The organism is Tepidibacter sp. Z1-5 (assembly GCF_037844525.1).
Lineage (GTDB): Bacteria > Bacillota > Clostridia > Peptostreptococcales > Peptostreptococcaceae > Tepidibacter_A.
The window spans coordinates 68866-91778 of sequence record NZ_JBBMMD010000014.1; the positions used below are offsets into that span (position 1 = coordinate 68866).

The 22913-nt window shown below is 28.9% G+C and carries 27 protein-coding genes; 6 read left to right on the plus strand and 21 right to left on the minus strand.

The genetic code is table 11. The features are described from left to right. Window positions 1-27 precede the first annotated feature (27 nt). A complete protein-coding gene (locus tag WJW32_RS03670) occupies window positions 28-231 on the minus strand; it encodes an EamA family transporter (RefSeq protein WP_340255154.1) in 204 nt (67 codons plus the stop codon). A 218-nt stretch (window positions 232-449) separates the two neighbouring features. On the opposite strand from WJW32_RS03670, the gene WJW32_RS03675 reads away from it, so the two are divergent. Next, a complete protein-coding gene (locus WJW32_RS03675; protein WP_340255157.1) occupies window positions 450-1379 on the plus strand; it encodes a TIGR01212 family radical SAM protein in 930 nt (309 codons plus the stop codon). A gap of 110 nt (window positions 1380-1489) precedes the next feature. Here WJW32_RS03675 and WJW32_RS03680 read toward each other — a convergent pair whose 3' ends face one another. The 18 genes from WJW32_RS03680 to WJW32_RS03765 all read right to left on the minus strand — a co-directional run bounded on the left by WJW32_RS03680 (window position 1490) and on the right by WJW32_RS03765 (window position 15671). Continuing rightward, entirely contained in the window at window positions 1490-2194 is a 705-nt protein-coding gene (locus WJW32_RS03680; RefSeq protein ID WP_340255160.1) for a M48 family metallopeptidase, read from the minus strand. Between the two features lie 14 nt (window positions 2195-2208). After that, window positions 2209-3108, minus strand: a complete 900-nt coding sequence (locus WJW32_RS03685) for a RelA/SpoT domain-containing protein (RefSeq protein ID WP_340255163.1) — start codon at window positions 3106-3108, stop codon at window positions 2209-2211. Further along, complete coding sequence (locus WJW32_RS03690; protein ID WP_340255166.1) at window positions 3095-3517, minus strand: PPC domain-containing DNA-binding protein; 423 nt, start codon at window positions 3515-3517, stop codon at window positions 3095-3097. Before WJW32_RS03690 ends, WJW32_RS03685 begins: the two co-directional genes overlap by 14 nt. A 192-nt stretch (window positions 3518-3709) precedes the next feature. Continuing rightward, the gene (locus WJW32_RS03695) at window positions 3710-4255 is read right to left on the minus strand and encodes a BMC domain-containing protein (protein WP_340255169.1); all 546 of its coding nucleotides are present in this window, start codon (window positions 4253-4255) and stop codon (window positions 3710-3712) included. After that, entirely contained in the window at window positions 4255-5607 is a 1353-nt protein-coding gene (locus WJW32_RS03700) for a 4Fe-4S dicluster domain-containing protein (RefSeq protein WP_340255172.1), read from the minus strand. The genes WJW32_RS03695 and WJW32_RS03700 overlap by 1 nt, the downstream gene beginning before the upstream one ends. 13 nt (window positions 5608-5620) lie before the next feature. Further along, window positions 5621-5896: a EutN/CcmL family microcompartment protein gene (locus tag WJW32_RS03705; RefSeq protein ID WP_340255175.1), complete on the minus strand. Its 276-nt coding sequence runs from the start codon at window positions 5894-5896 to the stop codon at window positions 5621-5623. A 45-nt stretch (window positions 5897-5941) separates the two neighbouring features. Further along, window positions 5942-6349, minus strand: coding sequence for a hypothetical protein (locus tag WJW32_RS03710; protein WP_340255178.1), 408 nt, complete (start codon window positions 6347-6349; stop codon window positions 5942-5944). A 234-nt stretch (window positions 6350-6583) separates the two neighbouring features. Continuing rightward, window positions 6584-7216 (minus strand): phosphate propanoyltransferase, encoded by a 633-nt coding sequence (pduL, locus tag WJW32_RS03715; RefSeq protein WP_340255181.1) that lies wholly within the window; start codon window positions 7214-7216, stop codon window positions 6584-6586. Between the two features lie 10 nt (window positions 7217-7226). Continuing rightward, window positions 7227-7979: a cobalamin adenosyltransferase gene (locus WJW32_RS03720; RefSeq protein ID WP_340255184.1), complete on the minus strand. Its 753-nt coding sequence runs from the start codon at window positions 7977-7979 to the stop codon at window positions 7227-7229. Window positions 7980-8053: 74 nt separating this feature from the next. Beyond that, window positions 8054-8338, minus strand: coding sequence for an ethanolamine utilization microcompartment protein EutM (eutM, locus tag WJW32_RS03725; RefSeq protein ID WP_340255187.1), 285 nt, complete (start codon window positions 8336-8338; stop codon window positions 8054-8056). Window positions 8339-8392: 54 nt separating this feature from the next. Beyond that, the gene (locus tag WJW32_RS03730; protein ID WP_340255190.1) at window positions 8393-9877 is read right to left on the minus strand and encodes an acetaldehyde dehydrogenase (acetylating); all 1485 of its coding nucleotides are present in this window, start codon (window positions 9875-9877) and stop codon (window positions 8393-8395) included. A gap of 25 nt (window positions 9878-9902) precedes the next feature. After that, complete coding sequence (eutL, locus tag WJW32_RS03735; protein ID WP_340255192.1) at window positions 9903-10559, minus strand: ethanolamine utilization microcompartment protein EutL; 657 nt, start codon at window positions 10557-10559, stop codon at window positions 9903-9905. Between the two features lie 16 nt (window positions 10560-10575). Then, the gene (gene eutC, locus WJW32_RS03740) at window positions 10576-11490 is read right to left on the minus strand and encodes an ethanolamine ammonia-lyase subunit EutC (RefSeq protein ID WP_340255195.1); all 915 of its coding nucleotides are present in this window, start codon (window positions 11488-11490) and stop codon (window positions 10576-10578) included. A 14-nt stretch (window positions 11491-11504) separates the two neighbouring features. Then, on the minus strand, window positions 11505-12869 hold the full coding sequence (locus WJW32_RS03745; protein ID WP_340255199.1) for an ethanolamine ammonia-lyase subunit EutB: 1365 nt from the start codon (window positions 12867-12869) through the stop codon (window positions 11505-11507). 32 nt (window positions 12870-12901) lie between these two features. Continuing rightward, entirely contained in the window at window positions 12902-14341 is a 1440-nt protein-coding gene (eutA, locus tag WJW32_RS03750; RefSeq protein WP_340255202.1) for an ethanolamine ammonia-lyase reactivating factor EutA, read from the minus strand. 161 nt (window positions 14342-14502) lie between these two features. Next, the gene (locus tag WJW32_RS03755; RefSeq protein WP_340255205.1) at window positions 14503-14940 is read right to left on the minus strand and encodes a EutP/PduV family microcompartment system protein; all 438 of its coding nucleotides are present in this window, start codon (window positions 14938-14940) and stop codon (window positions 14503-14505) included. 24 nt (window positions 14941-14964) lie between these two features. After that, complete coding sequence (locus WJW32_RS03760) at window positions 14965-15312, minus strand: BMC domain-containing protein (protein WP_340255208.1); 348 nt, start codon at window positions 15310-15312, stop codon at window positions 14965-14967. A 116-nt stretch (window positions 15313-15428) separates the two neighbouring features. Next, window positions 15429-15671, minus strand: a complete 243-nt coding sequence (locus tag WJW32_RS03765) for a hypothetical protein (RefSeq protein WP_340255210.1) — start codon at window positions 15669-15671, stop codon at window positions 15429-15431. Between the two features lie 353 nt (window positions 15672-16024). Here WJW32_RS03765 and WJW32_RS03770 point away from each other — a divergent pair, with 353 nt between their 5' ends. Then, a complete protein-coding gene (locus WJW32_RS03770; protein WP_340255211.1) occupies window positions 16025-16591 on the plus strand; it encodes a hypothetical protein in 567 nt (188 codons plus the stop codon). A gap of 643 nt (window positions 16592-17234) precedes the next feature. Beyond that, window positions 17235-17405, plus strand: a complete 171-nt coding sequence (locus WJW32_RS03775) for a hypothetical protein (RefSeq protein WP_340255213.1) — start codon at window positions 17235-17237, stop codon at window positions 17403-17405. An 89-nt stretch (window positions 17406-17494) separates the two neighbouring features. On the opposite strand, the gene WJW32_RS03780 is transcribed toward WJW32_RS03775, so the two are convergent. Continuing rightward, window positions 17495-19084: a recombinase family protein gene (locus tag WJW32_RS03780; RefSeq protein WP_340255216.1), complete on the minus strand. Its 1590-nt coding sequence runs from the start codon at window positions 19082-19084 to the stop codon at window positions 17495-17497. Window positions 19085-19258: 174 nt separating this feature from the next. Between WJW32_RS03780 and WJW32_RS03785 the strand changes: the two genes are divergently transcribed. After that, window positions 19259-19720: a helix-turn-helix domain-containing protein gene (locus WJW32_RS03785; RefSeq protein ID WP_340255218.1), complete on the plus strand. Its 462-nt coding sequence runs from the start codon at window positions 19259-19261 to the stop codon at window positions 19718-19720. Window positions 19721-20059: 339 nt separating this feature from the next. On the opposite strand, the gene ltrA is transcribed toward WJW32_RS03785, so the two are convergent. Continuing rightward, window positions 20060-21391 (minus strand): group II intron reverse transcriptase/maturase, encoded by a 1332-nt coding sequence (ltrA, locus tag WJW32_RS03790; RefSeq protein ID WP_340255221.1) that lies wholly within the window; start codon window positions 21389-21391, stop codon window positions 20060-20062. 776 nt (window positions 21392-22167) lie between these two features. Between ltrA and tnpB the strand changes: the two genes are divergently transcribed. Both tnpB and WJW32_RS03800 read left to right on the plus strand, forming a co-directional pair. Further along, complete coding sequence (tnpB, locus tag WJW32_RS03795; RefSeq protein WP_445330201.1) at window positions 22168-22443, plus strand: IS66 family insertion sequence element accessory protein TnpB; 276 nt, start codon at window positions 22168-22170, stop codon at window positions 22441-22443. Window positions 22444-22513: 70 nt separating this feature from the next. Beyond that, window positions 22514-22913, plus strand: a 400-nt coding sequence (locus WJW32_RS03800; RefSeq protein WP_445330202.1) for an IS66 family transposase, incomplete at its 3' end; no start/stop codon positions are given.

A 22913-nucleotide genomic window follows, 5' to 3' on the forward strand; every position in this document is an offset into this window, starting at 1 on the left:
TAATAAATACCTTTTATTCATTATTCATTATTTTATAGTTTTCTTATCTGTTTTAATTATGTTTTTAAAAAATATGCAGCTAAATATTATAAATGCTATCAAAAATCTTATAGCTAAAAAATTGTATGTTTGCAATTCAGATAATGAATTTTTTGTCAGTATGAAAGAAGTTCCCCATCCTATAGTTACAAATAGTAATGCTAGGTCAGCTTTTAATTGTCTACGCATCATAAACTCCCCCTTATTACTTTCTTTTCATTTATATAATTAAACTTCTATTAATAACTCCCTTTAAACTATATTTATCCGAAAGCTAAAAATTCTAAAACTCCATCTGAATTAAGTTTCGATTTATATATTCAAAATTCATATTGTTATTCCTTGAAAGATTTTATTTGTCATAGTAAAATATACTCTACACTATATAAGTATAAAGGATGTGTAATAATTTGCGTTGGTTTGATAAAAGGTATCATTCTCTAAATTTTGAACTTAGAGAAATATTTAATGAAAAAATTTTTAAATTATCACTAGATGGTGGATTTACTTGTCCTAATAGAGATGGGAAAATCGGTTTTAATGGATGTATATTTTGTAGCGATAGGGGTTCTGGAGAATATGCTTCAAATAGAGTTTTATCTATAGATAAACAGATTGAAGATCAAATTAATCTACTAAGTAATAAATGGCCTAATGGAAAATATATTGCCTATTTTCAAAATTTCACAAATACTTACGCTGATGTTGATGTATTAAGAAACAAGTATGAAGCAGCTATCAATTGTGATGATATAGTTGGTATTGCAATAGCAACAAGACCAGATTGCTTAGATGATGATGTTATACAGTTACTAAGTGAATTAAGTAAAAAAACATATCTATGGATTGAACTAGGACTTCAAACTGTACATGATGAAAGTGCTGGGTTTCTAAGAAGAGGATATCCTTTTTCTTTATTTGAAGAAAAAGTCAAAAAATTAAGGTCTTATAATATAAATGTTGTAACACATTTAATATTAGGTATTCCAAATGAAACAAAAGAGATGATTTTTGAATCAATTTCAAAAATTTCTAGTATGGATATTCAAGGAGTAAAGCTACACCTTCTCCATATAATCAAAGGTACTGATCTTGAAAAATATTATAATTCAACTAAATTTAATCTGTTAGAAAAAGAAGAATATATTCATTTGATTTGTGATATTTTAGAGAGGTTGAATCCTGATATAACAATTCATAGATTGACAGGAGATGGGTCTAGGGATACATTGATCGAGCCGTGGTGGAGTCTTGATAAAAGAAGTATTTTAAATGGTATAGACAAAGAACTTTCAATTAGAAATTCATATCAAGGTAAATATTATTTATCCAAAAACTAAAAATCATAAAGTTAAACTTAAAATCTAGAATGTAAATTTTATGTGGGGATAACAATTATTTTCATTTATTAACCCCACATAATTTAAAGTTACCTTCAAAATATTTAATATTATATACTCATATATCTTCCATTTATGCCCAACCACTCAACTTGTTTTTTATAGTCTGGCATTATTTTTGCAACCATCTTCCAGAATGATTTAGAATGATTCATATGAGCCATATGGCTCATTTCATGAACTACAACATAGTCTATAACTTCAACTGGAGCCATTATCAATCTCCAATTGAACTGTATATCTCTATTCGAATTACATAGCCCCCAAAATTTATTTGATTCTACAACACTTATTGATTTAGGTTTTGATTTGAAATTTGATTGATGATATGCTGTTCTCTTTTTTACGTTTTTTAAACACTCTTTTTTTAAATAACTTTCTATAATACTTTTTATTTGTTCATCTTCTTCATTTTGAGTATTTATTATAATACTATCTTTTTGTATATATATATTACTTTTTTCTAGATTTTTATCTAAAATTACTTTTATAGAATATTTTTTACCCATATATAAAACTTGTTTATCATTTGGTTTATAAATATCTTGTTTTTGAGATAATCTTCTTATCTCATCTAATTTCTTTGAAATCAAATCAAGTTTTGACTCCACGATATTCATCACTTGATCCTGATTAGCTTCTTTTGGAACCAATACCCTTACTTTAAGGTCATAATCTATTTTAATACTAATGCTCTTTCTTTTCTTATATTCTATTAATATATTTATTTCTTGACCATTATAATTTATTATCATAATTATTACTCCTATTAAGTCTGTATCATATTCTTTGTAAAATTTATAGCTGTATTATCGTTTAAGATTTTATCTAAGCTGTATATCAAATCACTTTTTTCTTTCTCATTTATATTTATATTATTTAATATTTTATCTTTAATTTCTAATATTTGATTATTTTTAGTTTGTAAAACCTCATCATATTTATCTTCCATTTGAGACCAATTTTTGTTTAATAGATTTATTAAAGATGCCATTTCATCAGAACTTCCAGCTATTCTATTAAATAACAATAAATTCAAGGCTAAAACTTCCGGAATTTCCTTATGACTGTATCTTAGTTTATGATCTATTTCTCCATACCCTTCTTCAAATATTGTTCTAACTTGAATTTCTGCAATAACCTTTTGATTTGTTGGAAAAAATTCAATTAAATAATGAACTGAACGATATCCTGATTTTCTAGAATTAATTTCAATTCCTAATTCTTTGAATTTTTCAGTATCATCTCCATCTCTAACGTTTGCTGTTATTTCTATTACTTTCCATGTTTTCATTATAAATTTATGTATTTCTTCCCAGTCTTCTTTGAATATGTGTATTGCTCTAATTCCTATTAAATCAGTTATTTCTTCCTTATAGTTATCTACGGAAAAAGAGAATTCTTGTCCATATTTTTCTTTTCTACTAGGAAGTTTTCTTATTATTTTTTCTATAAGTCTATCTGGGTCTTTTACTCTAGATTTAACAGAGTGTATATTTTTATGTGTTCTAAAAATTGTAGCTATAAAATCAGCTTGACTTTCATAGCTCTTTTTATATTCATTAAAATCATTATATATATCATTTATCACTTTCCAGTCTATATTCGTATTTTTCATTTTGTCTGTCAAGTGGTATTTCACTAAAAATTCTTCTTTATTTATTATCATTTATTTTCTCCTTTGTATAGTTTATTATCTTCAATTCTTTAAATCCAGTATCTTTACAATGTTCTCTTTTAAAAACAAAATCTTTTGATTCCCCTATAACTATTTCGGCGGTTGTATATATATGACATCCATGCATAAGGTGTCCTCCTATACAAACTCCCTTATCATTTGCCAAAGATATATGTAAGTGAAGTCCATCTTGCGATAGTGTACCTTGCAAAGATATTATTTCAAATTTTTCGTTATATTCTTTTATTATATCTTCATCTGCTAATCTTATTTTTGCACAATTCAAGCTACCTATGCAGGTCATAACTATTCCTGACTTAATATTTTTTTGATGAACAAAATTTTCCATTTCCTTCTTTAAGTCTTGTCCAGGTTTCATTCTAATAGCATAATATCGCATTAATATATCCTCCATTTTTATACAATTCATTTAGCTGTTTTTAATGTTATATGCCCTATAAATTTCATAAACACTCCTTTGATATGTTATTTTATAAAAGTCTATTATTTATTTTATCATAAATATAAAACCTCCTAAACTAGATTTTATAACAGCGTTTTATCGCCTTATCTAACTTAAGAGGTTCATATTTCATATTAATGCATCAAATATTTCAGGTCTTGGATTAGGTATTACAACTTTATTTATAAGCATACCACTTTCAATACTTTTTCTAGCTCCAGCTTCAATAGCTTCCGTTACAGCTGATACATCTCCTGTTAATACTACATATGATTTACCACCAATTCCAGTTCCAAGTCGTATATCAAGTAAACTTACATTTGATGCCTTCGCTGCAGTATCAGCTCCAACTATAGATGCGGTTATACTAAAATATTCTAATACTCCTATTGCATTTAATTCTGCACACTCATTAGCCATATTTATAGTTTTTATAACCTGTGGATGAACACTAGGTATTATGAGTTTATCTACAACAAAGCTTTCTCCTACATTTTCGCCCACTTCTATAGAAGATTTTACAGCACCTACATCTCCTGTTATCAATACACAGTATTTACCTGGACATCCACTCTTGGCAAAAACAAGTTCGCACTCAGCAGCTTTAATCATTGCATCTGCTACTTCTATGCCCTTAGCTATACTATTTAATTCTAAAAAACCTATTGTTTTCATTATTCATCACCTGCCTGTTTAGCTTGTATACCTATATTTTCTGATATTTCAATTACAATACCTGATATACTGGCATGTATATTAGCTCCCATTTCATCAATTTCACAAGTAGCTATTAGTTGTCCCTTTTCAACAAACTGGAGCAAGTTTACTATAGGTATTGCACTAATTCCTATATGCTGTTTAAGAGGTATACTTACCTTCTCAATTTGTAATTCATCATATAATTCAACTTTTTTATTATAGTATTTTTTCAATCCCATTCTATTTACAATATTTTTAGATGGAACTTTTCTATAATCTCTAAAAGGATGATCTTTTAATATTTTTTCGTTTCTTTCATATTTAATATTATTTTTTACTAATTCTTTTTTTATATATGAGTTTACTCTTTTTGGTGATAATCCCATAGGACATGCATACGTTTCACATATTCCACACTCACTACATATAAGTGCTTCCTTTAAGATTTGATTTTGAGATTTTATATTAGGTCTAAAAGCCATATACCTCATAATTTTATGAGGTCTGATTTTATGACCTATTTGATTTCTTGGACACATATCAGTACAATAAGAACACTGTATACAACTAGATTTTGCTCTATTTAAAATTTGGGTCATTGATATTGAAGCTTGGTTAGAAATAAAACTATTTTCTTCAATAACAATTATTCCTGATGTAGTTTTAGTAACATACAGATTTTCCACTTCAGATTTATCGTAAACCGTCCCCATCATAGGTCCACCTGAAATAATCTTATAATTATCTGTTATACTACCTTCTGCTGCTTTTATACATTCTCCAAAACTTGTTCCTATTGGAACCTTAAGTATTCTAGGTTCTTTTACATTACCCGTAACTGTTATATATTTATCTGTTACTGGGATGTCTTTAGTAGCATCAGCAATATTTAATACAGTTCCTATATTCGATACTACTGTTCCTACATTCAATGGTATTCCACTCTCGGGAATTATCTTACCTGTAACTTCAAAAACCAATACTTGTTCATCTCCTGCCGGATAAAAATTATCTAGAAAGTGTAATTTAACAGATGAATTCATTTTTTGTATACTAGCTGATAGAATTTTTATTTCTTCCTCGTATACTCTTTTAAGAGCTATTACTATATTTTTAGCATTTATCTGATTAGCTATAATATCTATTGTTTTTATAATCTCATCTGAATAATTTCTAATTATATATTTATCTGTTTTTAAAAGCGGTTCACATTCTGCTGCATTTATTATAAAATCATCCACCGTGCAGTTTAACTTAATATGAGACGGAAATCCTGCACCTCCACATCCAACTACTCCACAATTGTATATCTTATTTATAATATCCATAGCCATCCCTACTTTAATCCATTTTATTTAATTCTACATTGTCTATTATAGCAACAATAGCTGCATCGATTAAAACATCATTTTTTAAGCCAACTTTTTTAGCAGTACTTCCATTGACAACAAGTACGCGATCTCCATTCCCTGCTCCAATTACATCAACAGCAACAAATATAGAATTATCATTTTGAATATTTTCAGACACCTTTTTAACAACCATAAGTTTTAATCCATTTAAACTATTTTCTTTTTTTGTAGCCCAAACACTTCCAACAACCTCGCAAATAAGCAATAATATCACCTTCAATCTATAGCTTTATATTATATTTAAATAAGCTTATATAAATATAAGCTTATTTTTTTTCTCTGCAAATACATCTTTTGCTAAAGGTGTTACAATACATCCTTTTTTAAGCACTATTTCAGATGATAGTTTAGATATATCTTCAGCTATTTCAAATGTTATCAATTTTTTGTGAGTAGACAAACTTTTCAATTCGAAATTTGCAGAGTTATTTATACTCAATACTTTGGTTATATATTTCTCAGTAACTACATTTATACCTAACTTAGATATCTTGCTTACATAATCATTCATCATATCGTAAAAATTCTTATTGCATACATCTTTATATTTATTAAATTCAATGTTGTCTTTTAATATCATTATATTTTTATCATTCAAAAGACCATATATTACACATTTAGTTGTTTTATTTGAATATTTTCCAAATGATATATCCACCAAATCATTATTACTTAAATTAGTTAAAATAATAAAATCATATTCATGTATTTTATCAACATTCTCAAATTCCTCTACATAATCAACTTCATAATCGCTTATATTATAATCATTTTGTTTAGATATAAGTATTTTTGGTTTTTTTTTTCATCTTTCAAACTATTGTATATCTCCTTCATAACAGCCTCTGTTAAAATATCCAAATTGATATTCACTGATAGCTATCCCCCTTTACTAAATATCCTTTACAATTTTTGCAAACACTTTTTTATTATATCCACAAGCATTTGCTTCATCGTAATCTATATGCATACTGGTTTTGTATTTATCACAAACCCTTATAGTAACATCATCAAATATCAATTTTCTATTAGACATTATTTGAACTTTTACAATATCGAGATCCTTAAGATTAAGTTTTTTTGCATCTTTAGGAGTCATATGTATATGTCTTTTAGCAACTATCACTCCTTTATCAATTTTAATACTAGATTTTTCAGATTCAATTCTTATTCCAGGTGTATTATCTAGATCTCCACTTTCTCTAATCGGAATATTAATACCCAATATTTTAGAATCTGTAAGGGATACTTCTACTTGAGTATTTTTTCTTAAAGGACCCAGGATAGCTACTCTTTCTATAAATCCCTTAGGTCCTACAATCCTAACCTTCTCTTTACAAAGATACTGTCCTGGTTGAGATAAGTCTTTTTGTTTTTCTAAAATATATCCATTTCCAAATAAGATATCCATACATTCTTTATTTAAATGAATATGTCTTCCGGATGCTTCTACATTAATAAAGTTTAAATCTTTTATTTTATCAAGAACCGTATCTACTACTTTTTGTATCAATATATCATTCATTAAATCATCCCTAATCATAGTTTCCTTTTAAATACTTAAAAATCATAATATACATTAAAGAAGATAACCTGTTTAAAGCCTTTATTATATCTTCTCGAACTACCTTACCTTCTTCATTTTTAAAAGCACTATATGCTACAAGCTCGGTTTCTCTAACCAAACTTCTTAAAGAGTTTAATATCACCACAACTTCTCCTAATTTATAATCTATAGTAAATAAATGATCTATTCCAAAATATTTTTTAGGATGATGTGAAATATCTCTCAATTCAGTTTCATTCATATTTAATAAATTAAATTCTTCTATTGCTTCATCTATAATTTCACATTTTAATATATTTCTAACAAAATCTAATATTTCTTGTAGATCTTTTACAAGTTTATCTAATTTCATTTTATCAGCATATATCTGAGCCTTTAATATTTCACTTTGGAGCGAATCTAATTTACCTCTTAGCTTTATAAGCTTATTATCTTTAAACACAAGCTTATTTTTATAAAGTTGAGTCATATATTCAGGTTTTTTATCTAAAAATCCTCCATATTCTGTTATATACTTATATCTACTAACATTAATATCTTCATTTTCTTTGTCAATACATTTTTCATCATCAACATATTTAAGTTTTATCTTGTTCTCCTTCAAAAAAGATATGGCAAGGGGTGTAATTATTACACCCTTCTTGACTTTAAATTCATCAAACGGCTTTAATTCCTTATTTTTTATTCTATTTTTTATTTCACTCTCAGTAAGTATACTCATAAAAGCCACTTCCTTAAATTAACATTATAAAATTCACATCATGCCATACATGAATCATGTGTCCAATTACATATTTATTCTACATATTTTGGAAGTATATTTTCTACTTCTGAATGTGGTCTTGGTATTACATGTACTGATACTAATTCTCCTACTCTTTCTGCAGCTGCTGCTCCTGCATCAGTTGCAGCCTTTACTGCACCTACATCTCCTCTAATCATAACTGTTACAAGACCTGATCCTACCTTTTCTTTACCTATTAATGTAACATTAGCTGCTTTAACCATTGCATCCGAAGCTTCAATTGCTCCTATTAATCCTTTCGTTTCTATCATTCCCAAAGCATTCATATTTGCCATAATATAATCCCCCTTAAATTTAATATACTTCTCATAAAAAAATTTTGTTTTTTATTAAATACCCAACTTTTCAAATACTTTTTGAGTTATATATTCACTAAACTGTTCAAATTCTTTGTCTTCTAAACATATATCTTTTTTCTTATTTTCATTCATAAACTCAGCACACTCTCTTATATCCTCTAATTCTCTTACTCCATAAGCCACTCTTCTTATATTTATAAGATTCATAGGTGTTACATTATCTGATGTTGAACTACCTCCAACAGCTCCACATCCTAATGTAAGTGAAGGAGGTATATTTGTACTTCCTCCTATTCCTCCAATTGAACCTGGTGTATTTATAAGAATCCTACTTACAGGTTTTTTAAGTGCAAATTCTTTTATTATATCTTCATTTTGTGAATGAATCATAAGAGTATGCCCAACACCTTCATTATTTAATATTTCTATACATTTTTCGCATGCACTTTCCCAATCTAATTCAACATAATATGCAAGTATCGGACATAATTTTTCTCTCGAAAGAGGTATATTCTTTCCAACCATGCTTTCTCTAGCTAATATAACCTTTGTTTCTTTTGGTATATCCAGTCCAACCATATCCGCTATATGTTGGACGCTTTTACCTACTATTTTAGGATTCATACTTCCATTTGACCTTAATATAAATTTCTCTATTTTTTCCTTTTCCTCATCATCTAAGAAATATGCTCCTTGATTTTTCAACTCTTCTATAGTTAACTTTTCTATTTCTTTTTCAACTATAATAGATTGTTCTGATGCACATATCGTTCCATTGTCAAATGTCTTAGATGATATGATTCTTTTTACTGCGAGGTGAATATCTGCACTTTTTTCTATAAATGCCGGTCCATTACCAGGTCCTACTCCTATTGCTGGATTACCTGATGAATACGCTGCTTTAACCATGGCTTCTCCACCAGTTGCAAGTATTAAGGACACATCTTTATGTTTCATAAGTTCATTAGTACCCTCTATTGTAAGTGTATTCATAACATTTATACATTCACTTGGCATACCAGCTTCTACAGCAGCTTCCTTTATTCTACTTACAGTCTCAACAATACATTTTTTAGCACCTGGATGAGGAGAGAATATTATACTGTTAGCAGACTTTAAAGATATCAATGCTTTGTATATAACCGTTGATGTTGGATTTGTAGAAGGTATAAGTGCAGCAATAATACCAACTGGAACAGCAACTTCAACCACCTTATTACACTTATCATTATTTATTATTCCTACAGTTTTCATATTTTTTATATATTCAAATACAGTTTTTGATGCAAATATATTCTTAATTATTTTATCTTCATATATTCCAAATCCAGTTTCATCAATAGCCATTTTTGCAAGTTCTTTAGAATTTTCAATTCCACATTTACAGATAGCCTCGCATATTTTGTCTATTTGATCTTGATTCATTCTCGCTAGTATTCTTTGATCATTTTTAGCTTTTTCTATTAAATCTCTAGCTTCTTGTATAGATTTTAAATCTCTATCTAATGTTTTCATATGTCCCTCCTTTCATTTTATATTATTAAAATGTAATAGGATTATTAGCAACAGATTGAACAGCTTCCTCAAAAGCATCACATGCAGCCTTACAAGCAGATTGTGTTCCAGTTAATAAACCACCTCCAAAGTTACTCGTTGCCGTAGGTGGCTTATAGCATGCAACTAATTTGACATCTGCTGCTTTTAAAGCGGCATCTAATCCATACATTGCCTCAATAGGTGGTGCAATTAAATATGAAATAGCTTCCCCTTCTTCAATACCTGCTACTTTTGACAGATAGCTTCCTGTTCTAGATATACAATGAGATAAATATATACTGGTGCCTTCGTCATTAGCACTTTTAAAATAAGCTCCATTTTCTATAGCATTCATTGCACAGCTTAATCCACTCTTTACCTCTGATGGGCTAGGGCCTGCAAGCACACCAACAGCTTCACCAGCAAATTTAGTATAATTTCCAACAAAAGCTGAGAAAGTACACTCAGCATAAACTACTTCTACATCTGCAGATTTAGTAGCTTCATCTAATGCTATAAACGTAACATCATCTATACTTCCTGTTATTATTGCTATACATCTATGATTAGGCTTCATTCCAAGTTCTTTTATCAAATCATCACTAAGGTTAGAAATAATTTTTGTACTTACAACCTCAGCGCGGATTATATCATTTCTCATATTATAATCCTCCTTCTCATCCGTTTATTAATTTTAGATCCTGTCCAGATGCTTTTTCTTTTAACATAATCTTTACAAGTTCTGATATACGCGCACCACCTTCTACTGGAGGAGTACCTCCCTTGTGTATATTAGATATTACAGTTCTTCTTGACTCTTGCATTCCAACGCTTGGCTTATATGCAATATACGAACTCATAGACTCAGCTGTTCCAAGTCCAGGTCTTTCTCCAATTAACATAACAACAACCTCTGCTCCTGTTATCTCTGCTATTGTATCCATAGCTCCTACTCTACAGTTCTTAACAAATATATGCTTTCCAAATTCTATACCATATTCCTTTAAACCTTGCTCTATAGATGGCAATACGTCCTTTATATTTGCAGTAATAGCAGATGAACTCAGCCCATCACCTACTACGATTTGTACTTTTGCATTATTAACTGTATTATTTTTTATAATTTCTTTGTATTCATCAGAAAATTTAGTGCCTGTAGGCGGAATTTTTAAAAACTCACTCTTATCCTTTGACATCGTTTCTACTTTTAATAACCCTAACTCATCTATTATATTTTCATCAACATCTGAAAATACTGCTCCTTGAGCTGCTGCATGATCTGCCCAAAATCTCAAAGTAGACGCTGTTTTATGTCTTGGTCCAGTTCTCCATATTCCAAGTCTTGCTGGACAATACTGCTTCATTTCTAGATATCCCTCTCTATTAGCTGGGTTTGGAACACATAAATCTTCTTTTATACAAATTTCTGTTATATCATCTATATAATCATCTTCTATAATAGTTTCTACACATTCTTCCTTATTTTCTTCAATACACGTTTCACTTAAATTATCCAATTTTTCCTTTTCTTCTTTTAATAATCCAGTTATAATCTCTTGAACCATACTTTTTAATTGACTCTCATTTAACATATTACCAACCCCTCCTATTTAAGAAATATAGATGCGTCCCCTGCTTTTTTAGTAAATTTACCGTCTTCAATTATTCCCATTTTCTCTAACCACATATCAAATTCCTTAATACGTTTCATTCCAGATAATTCTATTATTGTCTGTGTATCATGGTTAGCTAAAAGCTGATAATTTAGCATTACATCATCACCATGAGGAGCTGTAACAAAATAAGGCATACCCGCATTAGCTAAAAGCATAGCAAGAGTTTCTGAATCATTTTGACTTGCAGGCATATGATTTGTATAACATACATCACATCCCATAGGGAATCCAGATAATTTGCCCATAAAGTGTTCTTCAAGACCTGCTCTTATTACCTGTCTAGAATCATATATATATTCAGGTCCTATAAATCCTACAACTGACATAACCGCAAAAGGATCATACCTCTTAGCATATCCATAGCAACGAGCTTCTAAAGTTAATTCATCTATACCATGATGTGCATTAGCTGAAAGTTCTGCACCTTCTCCAGTTTCAAAATACATTATATTAGGACCTCCAGAATTACACTCCTTAAGCCCAAGATCATACGCTTCATCTAGTAATTCTGTATTTATACCAAATGATTCATTCCCTTTTTGAGACCCTGCAATAGATTGAAAAATCATATCAACTGGTGCTCCTTTTCTAAGAGCTGCCATTTGAGTAGTTATATGAGATAAAACACAATTTTGTGTAGGAATTTCCCATTTTTGCTTCAACTCTTCAAGCTTGTTAAACATAAGTATAGTTCCTTCAATCGAATCCTCAACAGGATTAAATCCTATCATTGCATCTCCTATACCATAAGATAAAGCTTCATAAGTTGCAGCTATAACACCATCTACATCATCAGTTGGATGATTAGGTAATGCTCTTGTAGCCATAATTCCAGGTTTTCCTATAGTTGTAACGCAAGTAGCTTCATTATTTATTTTTCTAGCTGCATAAATAAGATCAAGATGAGTCATTAACTTAGTAACAGCCGCAATCATTTCAGCCGTTAATCCTCTTGAAACCCTTTTAATATCTTCATTAGTAGTTTCATAAGCTAGTATCCACTCTCTCAAATCCGAAACTGTCCAATTTTTTATTTTTTTATAAATACTTTCATTAACCTGATCTTGTATTACTCTTGTAACCTCATCTATTTCATATGGAATAGCTGGATTATTTCTTAAATCCTCAAGTGTTATATGAGATAATACTACTCTTGCTGCAATCCTTTCTTCTTGAGTTCTTGCAGCAATACCTGCCAATATATCCCCTGATTTTTCTTCATTAGCTTTTGCCATAACATCCATAAGATTTTTAAACTGATAGCTACGTCCAAATAGTTTTGTCTTTAACTTCATAAATTTCACCCCTTAATAATAGTTATAATCATCTAATTAAAAACTAAAGTTTTGACAACAACAGGTACTACCATACCATTTGCTAGTGGTTTTCCTATATCTATATAATCTCCATCCTCTACTTTTATTGCATCTATACAAGTCACATTAACTTTATAATCTAATAGTCTATGAATTGTATGTCCTAAGACCTTTGCCATATCATTCTCAACTATTATAATTATAGGTAACCCCTCATCGATTATCTCTTTTATACCCAAAACAAGTTGTTTTCCAATTTCATTAACCTCTACAAAAGATGGGCTTTTCTTTCCCTCAAAAGCAATAGCCACGTTCTCTATTTTTCCATCTATCTTAAACCAGTCTAGTTTTTTCCTTATAATATCTCCTATTTTATAAATATCTTTTTCCTCATCCTTAGAAAGCTTTAATACAGGAAAATTTTTAATAGGAAATGAATTACTCGTATACGTTATAGTAGCACCACTTATTTTGGTCGTGTGAGATCCAGCACCTACAACCGTTGCTCTAATTGTTTCTTGAGACTTTACACCTTCAAGATTTTGCATTAACTTAGATTCCCTTATAGCTCTTGCTAGAACTATTCCAATATCTCCAAATTTAAAAACATCTTCATAACTTTGTTCATTTATATAATCAGCAACTCCACCAGAAAAAGATATACAATCTATATTTTTATCCAACTTTAAACCCTTATTGGTAATAAATTTTTCATAAAAAAGATCTTTTTTAGTTATGCCAACACTCATTTCTAAAATCCTTGCCATATATTTTGTAAGAGTATATATTTCGCCTTTATCTGCCTTTTCTCCAATTCTTATATTTAGATTTTTATGTATTATTAAATCTTTAATTTTTTCATTAATATAATCTATTTTCCCACTATTTTTATCTATCTTTATAAGACGTCCTCCAATATCCAGGCATCCTGTATCATGAGTTTTACCATTTGAAAATACTACTAGATTAGATGTTCCTCCACCCACATCAATATTTACAACTACCTTATTATTATTTTTTGAATATTTATCTGCACCTGCTCCCTTTCCAGCAATTATACTTTCAAGATCAGGACCTGCCGTTGCTACAACAAAATCACCAGCATACCCACTCAATCTATGTAACACTTCATTAGCATTTTCTTTTCTAGCTGTTTCTCCTGTTATTATTACAGCACCTACATTAATATCTTTTTTATCTATATTAGCAATACTATATTCTTTATCTATTATCTTAATAACCTCGTTCATGTTTATTATTTTATTCTCTATTAAAGGTGTAAAATATATATCACTTCTATAGATTATTTTTTTATCGACTATTGATACCCTAGGTATTGTAAAACTACTTGCTACATTTTGAATTAACATCTTAGAAAATACTAATTGTGTTGTTGAAGTTCCTATGTCTATACCAACACTTAAAATTTCTTCTTTTACAAACTCTCCCAAAAAATCACCTCCTTTCAATTTGATTAAGTACAACTAGTCTTAATTAATATATATGTACCACTCTATGTAGATATAACAATGCCTGTATTCATTTTTTTAATTAGTTCCATATATATTTTTTAAACAAAAAAAATTGTGCACATAGCACAATTTAATATAATTTACAAATATTCTTTGAGATAGTCTATAAGTTCTTCGATCCCTTCATTTTTTATAGATGAAACCTTAAATATCCTATCAACTCCTGCTAACTTCAATTTTTCTACTGCTTCATTTTCTTTCTTATACGATTCTTCTAAATCAATTTTTGTAATAATCCCTATAACAGACTTTGAAAATATAGAAGCAAATTCTGGTGGGAAAAAATTTGATTCGTCAGTGATATCTTGAACTAATCCTATAACATCAACATCAACAGATGTAACTATTAAAGCTTTATAATATCTTTTGTTTTCTATATATTCACCTGGAGTATCTATTATATTGTCACAAAACTCTACTGATTGAGTTTTTTTGTAGCTAATATTCAAGGAATTAATATTCTGACATAAAGTAGTCTTTCCTGAATAAGTTTTTCCTATTAACATCATTTTTTTCATATATAACTCCCATCCTCAGTATAGTTAAGACTTTGTAATACTAGGTACGCTAATTCCCAATAAATTACTCAATATATGTATAATCTCTTTCATAGCAGAGTCTACTGAAGATACATCCCCTGTAATAACTAAAGACCCACTAAATCTATCCATAAATCCTATTGATATATCTGCACACTTAATACTTATATCAGCAGCTATTATAGCCGCTTCACTAGGAGTTATTGTTAGAATTCCTATAGCGTTTATATTTTCTCCATTAAGACCTAGTTTTTTATACAGTTCCTTATTTGGATTTGCTATAATATGAGCTAATGTAACTTGTTTTCCAGGTACGTATTCCTGTATCACTCTTTGTATTTTTTCACTCATTTTAAAACCCCTTTAAAAAATTCGCTTCATGCTAGTGCATGGCTAAAAAAAAGAATATATAAATTATATATTCTTTTTTTAGCTTTTATATTCAATTATTCTTCAATATCTTCTAATCAACTTTTTCTATCCACATATATATTAAAATATATTATATCAAAATATAAATTCAACAATGTTTTCAATATAACTACTAAGCAAACACATATGATACTAAAATATCCATAAGATATTAAATCATTGTATTTATCAATAAAATTATTATCTTCCTTGAAATTTTTACCGTTTGCGAAAACAGCATTTAATATAGAAATCACTATTGTTATACCTATGTTTTTTCTTACAAACTTAGTACTCATAGAAAAAGCCTTTTGAATTTTACACTATTCATTTGCTAATATAATTTTCCAAAAGGTAACTAGAAAAGAAAGTATCACAAATGGAAGTATCAATATGATAAATAATATTATAATACCTATTATTGAGCTTGTTTCATTATATTGGTGTTTATTCATCAAATAATTAAAAAAGCCGACCACTTTACCATTATGTGGTTATTTATATTTTTTGTCCATTTACATATATTATTCTTTTAATGTAAAAACTAAATTTTATTTACAATTCCATATTGTATATGCTAGTCTATTTTTATCTAATTGGATTTTCTTCTTTGTTATTTCAAATATTATAACTAATAATGAAAGGTGATACGATGAGAAAAAAAAGATATTTCCAAAATTACTATAAATATGATAAAAGTAATAATACTTATTTAATAAAAGTGTCTCTTGATGATTATGATGATGTATATGACGATTGGGATCCTTCACCTTTTAAAAAAAGAGATATTGAAGACGAATTTAATGATTTTATAGTAAATTCATCAGAGGATATACCTTTAAATTTCAATATCCAAATTGTTCTTTATTTACCTGAATCTAAAAAAGATCCCAAAAAAGAAGTAGCTTTATTATCAGCTTACAAAAATTATTACAGTTACGCAATAGAAAAACTTGTAAAAAACAAATCAAATCTTCACAAAAAAACCTTATCGTATTTGTTTATTTCCATTTTATTTCTTAGCATGGGTTATTTTTTTATTAAAGATACACCAAACGTATTTCTTAATGTTTTACACGAAGGAATATATATAGGTGGATGGGTATTTTTGTGGGAATTTTTTACTAATATTTTTATAACCACAAGAGAAGTACAAGCGGAATATAAACTTTATAAAAGATTGTATCAATCTGAAGTTAAATTCATTTATCATAAATAATCTAATTAAATGTAAAAGGCTAGATTTAAACTCACCTTAAAACTAGCTTTTTTTATTACATAAATCCGAACATTATCTTTTCAATATAAAAAGTAGTAATAGCATTAACAACTTTCCTAATTCTTAATCTATCTTACACATATACATGACTTACAGAATGTAATAGATATAATACCTATATCTACAAAAGTTCTTAGCAATATTGGTGATTACATAACTCATACCTTAACCGGAGTATATGTTATGCTTACAGATGCCTTTGAAGATTATAAATAAGTGGCATTATTTGGTACTTCCGAGGGACAATTAAGTGAACGTCTTTTTTTATAGAGTTGCCACTCCTTCTATAAAAGATTATATAATTCATATAGATGTTACTCTAAAATCAGATACATTTTTTATCAGAAAAATAACATTAGCAATTTATAAAGTATGTAATGTTAGATTATATCCTACACACTATAAAATGTATAAAATAGGATCATAAAGATAAAATATACCTTACAAATAACTATGGAACATTTAACCATCATAAGAATGTTAAATATAATGCGTTTAGTATAGATTTTAGCACAAATTTCTTAGGGTAAAATCAAAATATTTGCATAAAATAAATTAGATTATATATAAAGGAGATGCTTATATGTCTGGTAAAAATAAACAATTTAATAAACAAGATAAAAAAATTGCAGAAAAAATAGAAAGTATGAATCTAGAAACTGCAAATGAACTGAGTGTAGATGAATATAAAACAGAAGTTGGATACAGAAAACAGAATAATAAACAAGGACCTAAAGCAAGAATAGATCAGTAGAAAAACAGGAGCGAAAGCTCCTGTTTTTTTATAATTTACATATATTATTTATTCTTATACATACCCCAGCATACGTCCCTACAAGAATACTATTTAGTTGGATCTTTAAAATTATAGTGAATTTTTATATCTTCATCTTCAAATATCTCTATTTTTTCTATAAGCTGACTAAGTATAACTCTATTTAGTCTTTTAATATTTACAATCGAATCAACCAACTTCATAATATGTTTACTTTGAACTTTTTCTTGATCATTAATTTTTAACTTCTTAACTAATTCATTATACCTATCATTAAGGCTTGTTTTTTCTTTATTAAATGCTTCATTGAATTCTAAAAACTGCTCTTCCGGAAGTATACCTCTAGCTTTATCTTTATAAAGAGTAATAGAGGTATTCTTTATTTCTTCTAATTTCTTTTTTATACAAACAAGCTCTTCTTCATATACTTTATTACTATCTTTTCTATTTTCAACTATCTTTTTAGCTTTTTGTTCTAATCTTTCTTTATCAGAAAATTTCTTAATAAGTTTTCTTAAATCTTGCAATATCATATCTTCTAATTTTTCTTCCATAATTGCATGTCTACTGCAATGATTAATTCCAAACCTTTTATATCCAGAACATATTAAATATTCAATTCCAGACCTATTTTTCGTATAAGTCATATACGTACCACAATCACCACAAAATACAAAGCTACTAAAAAGCCTTACTGATTTTTTAGGAGTAGGTTTATTGTTTTTTATTTCTCTTAGCTGCTTAACTTGTAGAAACTCTTCTTTGGATATAATTGGTTCATGCATATTATCTACTACTATCCAATCTTCTCTATCAACCTTCTTAAGTTTTTTAGACTTATAATTAACTTTCTTATATTTATTTTGAGCTACACTTCCCATGTATGTGGGATTATTTAATATACTCTTTATTGTGCTATGGCTCCATTTTTCTATCTTCAGTCTTCCATTCGTATATTTGCCGTATTTTCTTTTTTTGTATTGTGTAGGTGTTTCTACTCCTTCTGAATTAAGCTTACGTCCTATAGCTGTTAATCCATGCCCTTTTAAATACATATCATATATTCTTCTAACTATAACAGCAGCTTCTTTATCCACGATTAAATGATTCTTATCTAAAGGATCTTTTTCATATCCAAATGGTGCATATGATCCAATATACTTTCCTTCCGCTTTTTTTGCATCAAATACACTTTTTACCTTCTTGCTTATATCTTTAGAATACATATCATTGATAATAGCTTTAAACGGAGTTATATCGTTAATTCCATTATCTTTTTCATTATCAATATTGTCATTTAATGCAATAAATCTAATTTTATTCTCTGGAAAGAATTTTTCAATGTAAAACCCTACCAATATATAATCTCGCCCTAATCTACTCATATCCTTTGTTATAACTAAAGATATTTTCTCCTCTTCTATGTCCTTTATCATTCTTTTAAATCCAGGTCTGTCAAAATTTAAACCGGAATATCCATCATCAATATATACATCGTATATATTCCAACCTTGATCAAGAACATATTTAGTCAGTAAATTCCTCTGATTTGTAATTGAATTTGATTCGATTGATTCGTTGTCTTCCGTACTTAATCTACAGTATATTGCAACATCATATATTTTTCTTTGGTAATTATCGAGCTCACTAACAATCATTTTATCAAACCTCCTCAATAACTACCTGCTTAAAAAGATTATTCTCAAACAGTATGATTATTATAATTAATATATATTTCCATATTCACTTGTCCTATGTCTATATTAAAATTTCTTCTAAAAAGTATACCATGGTATACTTTGGCAATAATCTTTATGAGGAGGTAATATATTATGAATAACATCTGTAAACAATTTGGAATTAACATAAGAAAATATAGAAATGAAAAAGGTTATACAACCGCTGAATTAGCTAAATACCTTAATGTATCAGCAGGGCTTGTCAACAACATTGAAAACTCGAAAAATGATGTATTTAAATTAGAGTTATTATTAAATCTTCCAAAGCAACTAGATGTGTCTTTATCAGATTTACTTCCTACTGCTAAAATGGATATAAGACAAATGAATACGGATAATCTAACTATTGATATTTCTAATAAAACCAACCTATATTCCAATGAAGAAATTGATTTGATAAACAATAATCTGAACCTCATTATAAACTCTTTTCTAAATACTATATTCCAATGCAAATATACAGAAGATAGAATAAAAACTATTACTTCTCATATAACAGAAGACTTTGATTTTATTAGAAAACTTAATCTCTCCCAAAATAAAAAAGCAGACTAAGTTAAATTAGACTACTTTTCCTCTTACTCAATAATAATTTTGTCATAAATAATTTTATAGAATGATTAATATATAGGTATTGTATGTTAATATTAAACTACTAATTTACACAATATAAAGATATTCTATACTTAAAATTTTTTTAATTCTTAGGTATTCCATATTTATTTGGGTTTCTAAAATAATCTACATAGTTCATAGAACCTGTATAATTAAATTCCTTAGTGTTACTATCATAATATCGAGTAGCTAGAAAATAGGATAATTAGTCCTATTTTCTTTGCTCTCACAGAACCGGACTTACGTTTGCCGTATCCGGCTCCTGAAATTTCTCCCAAACTAATAATAGTTTGACAACAACCCAACTTTGTATTTTGTTAAATCAATAAGATTAAGGTCTTCAAATAGTTTATTAGGCAGTAACATATGTACAATATGAATGTTGTTGAAAATTCTACTAAAGAGGTGATATAATAGATTAGGCAGTAACATATGTACAATATGAATATTTGAATTTTTCCACTTTGTAACTGCCATTTTTTCTCCATTTCCTTTGATACCTTGTTTTCTCATTTCTTTATGCATAGCCTTATATGATTTCCATTGTCTTAACTTAATCATTCGCAACCTTCTTCTTATCCACTTCATCAAGTCTCTTGTAAGTGATTTTATATTAGCTATCTTATAATAGTTTATCCAACCTCTTAGTACTGGATTGAGATCTTTAATAATATCTTCTAATTTCCTCCCTATACCTCTTACAGTTTTCTTACGAATTTTGTCTTTGAATCTTTTAATTCTTTTAGGATTTACCACTATATATTTCTCACAGATGACAAATCCTAAAAATCCGACTCCGTCGTATACACTTGTAAGTTTTGTCTTTTCTTTATTTACCGTGAGCTTTAATTCTTCCTCAAGTATCTTTGTAGCATAGGCTTTATAGTTTCCTGCTGTATTCTTGTCTTTTGCAAAGACAAGAATATCATCAGCATAACGTACTATTCTAATTCCTTTGCTCATCATCTTTTGGTCGAACTTATTTAGATAGATATTACTAAGTAATGGAGAGATGACTCCCCCCTGTGGACTTCCAACTTCTGTCTTGCTAAAATTATTGCTGTTCATTACACCTGACTTCAAAAACTTCTTAATCAAATCTAATACACGTCCATCACTTATCTGTTCCGAGACTGCTTTCATCATGATTTCATGGTCTAGAGTATCAAAACATTTACTCAAATCCATATCTACTACATGTATCAAACCATATTTATTCATAAACCGTTCTGCTTTTGCTACTGCTTGATGTTGTGAACGATTAGGGCGATAGCCATAGCTTGATGGATGAAATGTTACATCAAAGATTGGTTCTATTACATTTACAATAGCTTGCTGTATCACCCTATCTTTTACCGTAGGAATACCTAGTAATCTTACTCCACCATCTGGCTTTTCGATTTCTGTTCTTCTTACTGGACTGGGTTCATACGTGTTGGTTTTCAGTCTTTCATGAAGAAACTCTATATTTAGTTCTAATGCTAACGCAAAATCCGAAACAGTTTCTCCATCTATTCCAGGAGCTCCATTGTTTCTCTTTACACGTTTAAATGCTAGTTCTAAATTCTCTTTTCGATATATTTTATCAATAAGGCTGTACCATTTCTTCATGCTTTCCCTCCTTTGTTGCTGTATGTTCCTTTATCTCCGATTTAAGCTATACGTTATTCATTAGGGTCACTTGACGTCTCTAGCTCTTTGGCAATCTTATCTTTATTTCCCTAATTACTTCATATCTATGTCGTCGATATAACCAGCAAATTCTTTTATGCCAGTTATTCGTACCTTCCAGCTTCTCAGCTTTCTTTTAACATCTTCACTCTTTTCTTCGGTAGTTTCCTATACACTTTGAAATTCCTTCCACCCTTCGCATCTGAGATAGGATTTTGCCCTAAAACAGTCATATCAACTGTGTGATATGTCACCTATATTTTCTCCTCCGGACTATTACTAGCTTTCATAGGTATAGGTTTATTCACTACTACGGTTTCATCTGCATACTGCACTCTCATTTTACCTCTTGCTCTCGCTTGTAGATAAAACTTACAGCTTCGAATACAGTACTTCCAAGGTTAAGTTGCTCCACCTGTTATTGAAACGACCATCAAAACACATATAGCTAAGCTAATTTTAGGACGTTCCCACTTTTAGGAAGGTTATCCACTATATGTGCCAACACTGGTTCACTACCGTTTCGTTCCAATAACCACCATCGGCTTCCTTCAGACCCTTTTGTCGCCAAAAACGCCCTTGCTTACAGCTTGTCTTCCCATTAGCTAGGTGACAGGTTTTCTTTCAAACCATCGGCTCGGCAACATGCCTCGCAAACTAAAAAATGGTCTTTTAAGTATTCCATTTTATTGGTATAATACTAGCAACAACTTGAAATGCGAGGTATTAACTTGAGATATAATAATTTAGATAATCAACTTAATNTTCTCTTTGTATTTTGTAATAGGCAAATGAATAAATTAAAAATACTACATTTTGATGAGGGATTTTGGCTATATTACTACAGACTTGAAAATAATAAGTTTAAATGGCCTGAGAATAAAGATGAAGCTTTAAGTGTTAATATCGAAGAACTGAGATGGTTATTAAAAGGTTATGAAGTAAGAACGTCTTCAAAATTCCAATCTATAAAAACTAAAAATTATTATTAAAAAATGGTCTTTTAAGTATTCCATTTTATTGGTATAATACTAGCAACAACTTGAAATGCGAGGTATTAACTTGAGATATAATAATTTAGATAATCAACTTAATGAAAATACAAAATTAATAATTTCAAAGATGGAAAAAGAACTAGAATCTAAGGATAAAGAACTAGAATCTAAAGATAAAGAAATCGATGCACTAAAAAAGAAATTAGCTTTTTTAGAAAATCAAGTTCTTAATAAAAATAGAAAGATATTTGGCAGTTCTAGTGAACAGGTGGATTCTGCCCAATTATCTATGTTTAATGAAGCAGAAAAACTACATGACCCTAAAATGGCGGAGCCCGCGCTTGAAGAAGTAGTTTATGTTAGAACAAAACCATGTAAAAATACTGGTAAAAAGGATAATTTAGCTAATCTAGAGAGAGTTACCGTAGAGCATAAATTAGAAGAAGGTCAAGACTCTTGTAATGAAT

Coding starts and splice junctions, on each gene's coding strand:
- WJW32_RS03690 (WP_340255166.1), bottom strand. CDS start 3,517: ATGCGATATTATGCTATTAGAATGAAACCTGGACAAGACTTAAAGAAG.
- pduL (WP_340255181.1), bottom strand. CDS start 7,216: ATGAATGATATATTGATACAAAAAGTAGTAGATACGGTTCTTGATAAA.
- WJW32_RS03780 (WP_340255216.1), bottom strand. CDS start 19,084: ATGATTGTTAGTGAGCTCGATAATTACCAAAGAAAAATATATGATGTT.
- eutL (WP_340255192.1), bottom strand. CDS start 10,559: ATGAGAAATGATATAATCCGCGCTGAGGTTGTAAGTACAAAAATTATT.
- WJW32_RS03785 (WP_340255218.1), top strand. CDS start 19,259: ATGAATAACATCTGTAAACAATTTGGAATTAACATAAGAAAATATAGA.
- ltrA (WP_340255221.1), bottom strand. CDS start 21,391: ATGAAGAAATGGTACAGCCTTATTGATAAAATATATCGAAAAGAGAAT.
- WJW32_RS03695 (WP_340255169.1), bottom strand. CDS start 4,255: ATGAAAACAATAGGTTTTTTAGAATTAAATAGTATAGCTAAGGGCATA.
- WJW32_RS03745 (WP_340255199.1), bottom strand. CDS start 12,869: ATGAAGTTAAAGACAAAACTATTTGGACGTAGCTATCAGTTTAAAAAT.
- WJW32_RS03760 (WP_340255208.1), bottom strand. CDS start 15,312: ATGAGTGAAAAAATACAAAGAGTGATACAGGAATACGTACCTGGAAAA.
- WJW32_RS03700 (WP_340255172.1), bottom strand. CDS start 5,607: ATGGATATTATAAATAAGATATACAATTGTGGAGTAGTTGGATGTGGA.
- WJW32_RS03775 (WP_340255213.1), top strand. CDS start 17,235: ATGTCTGGTAAAAATAAACAATTTAATAAACAAGATAAAAAAATTGCA.
- WJW32_RS03685 (WP_340255163.1), bottom strand. CDS start 3,108: ATGATAATAAATAAAGAAGAATTTTTAGTGAAATACCACTTGACAGAC.
- WJW32_RS03755 (WP_340255205.1), bottom strand. CDS start 14,940: ATGAAAAAAATGATGTTAATAGGAAAAACTTATTCAGGAAAGACTACT.
- WJW32_RS03770 (WP_340255211.1), top strand. CDS start 16,025: ATGAGAAAAAAAAGATATTTCCAAAATTACTATAAATATGATAAAAGT.
- eutC (WP_340255195.1), bottom strand. CDS start 11,490: ATGTTAAATGAGAGTCAATTAAAAAGTATGGTTCAAGAGATTATAACT.
- WJW32_RS03720 (WP_340255184.1), bottom strand. CDS start 7,979: ATGAGTATACTTACTGAGAGTGAAATAAAAAATAGAATAAAAAATAAG.
- WJW32_RS03670 (WP_340255154.1), bottom strand. CDS start 231: ATGATGCGTAGACAATTAAAAGCTGACCTAGCATTACTATTTGTAACT.
- eutM (WP_340255187.1), bottom strand. CDS start 8,338: ATGGCAAATATGAATGCTTTGGGAATGATAGAAACGAAAGGATTAATA.
- WJW32_RS03730 (WP_340255190.1), bottom strand. CDS start 9,877: ATGAAAACATTAGATAGAGATTTAAAATCTATACAAGAAGCTAGAGAT.
- WJW32_RS03765 (WP_340255210.1), bottom strand. CDS start 15,671: ATGAGTACTAAGTTTGTAAGAAAAAACATAGGTATAACAATAGTGATT.
- WJW32_RS03680 (WP_340255160.1), bottom strand. CDS start 2,194: ATGATAATAAATTATAATGGTCAAGAAATAAATATATTAATAGAATAT.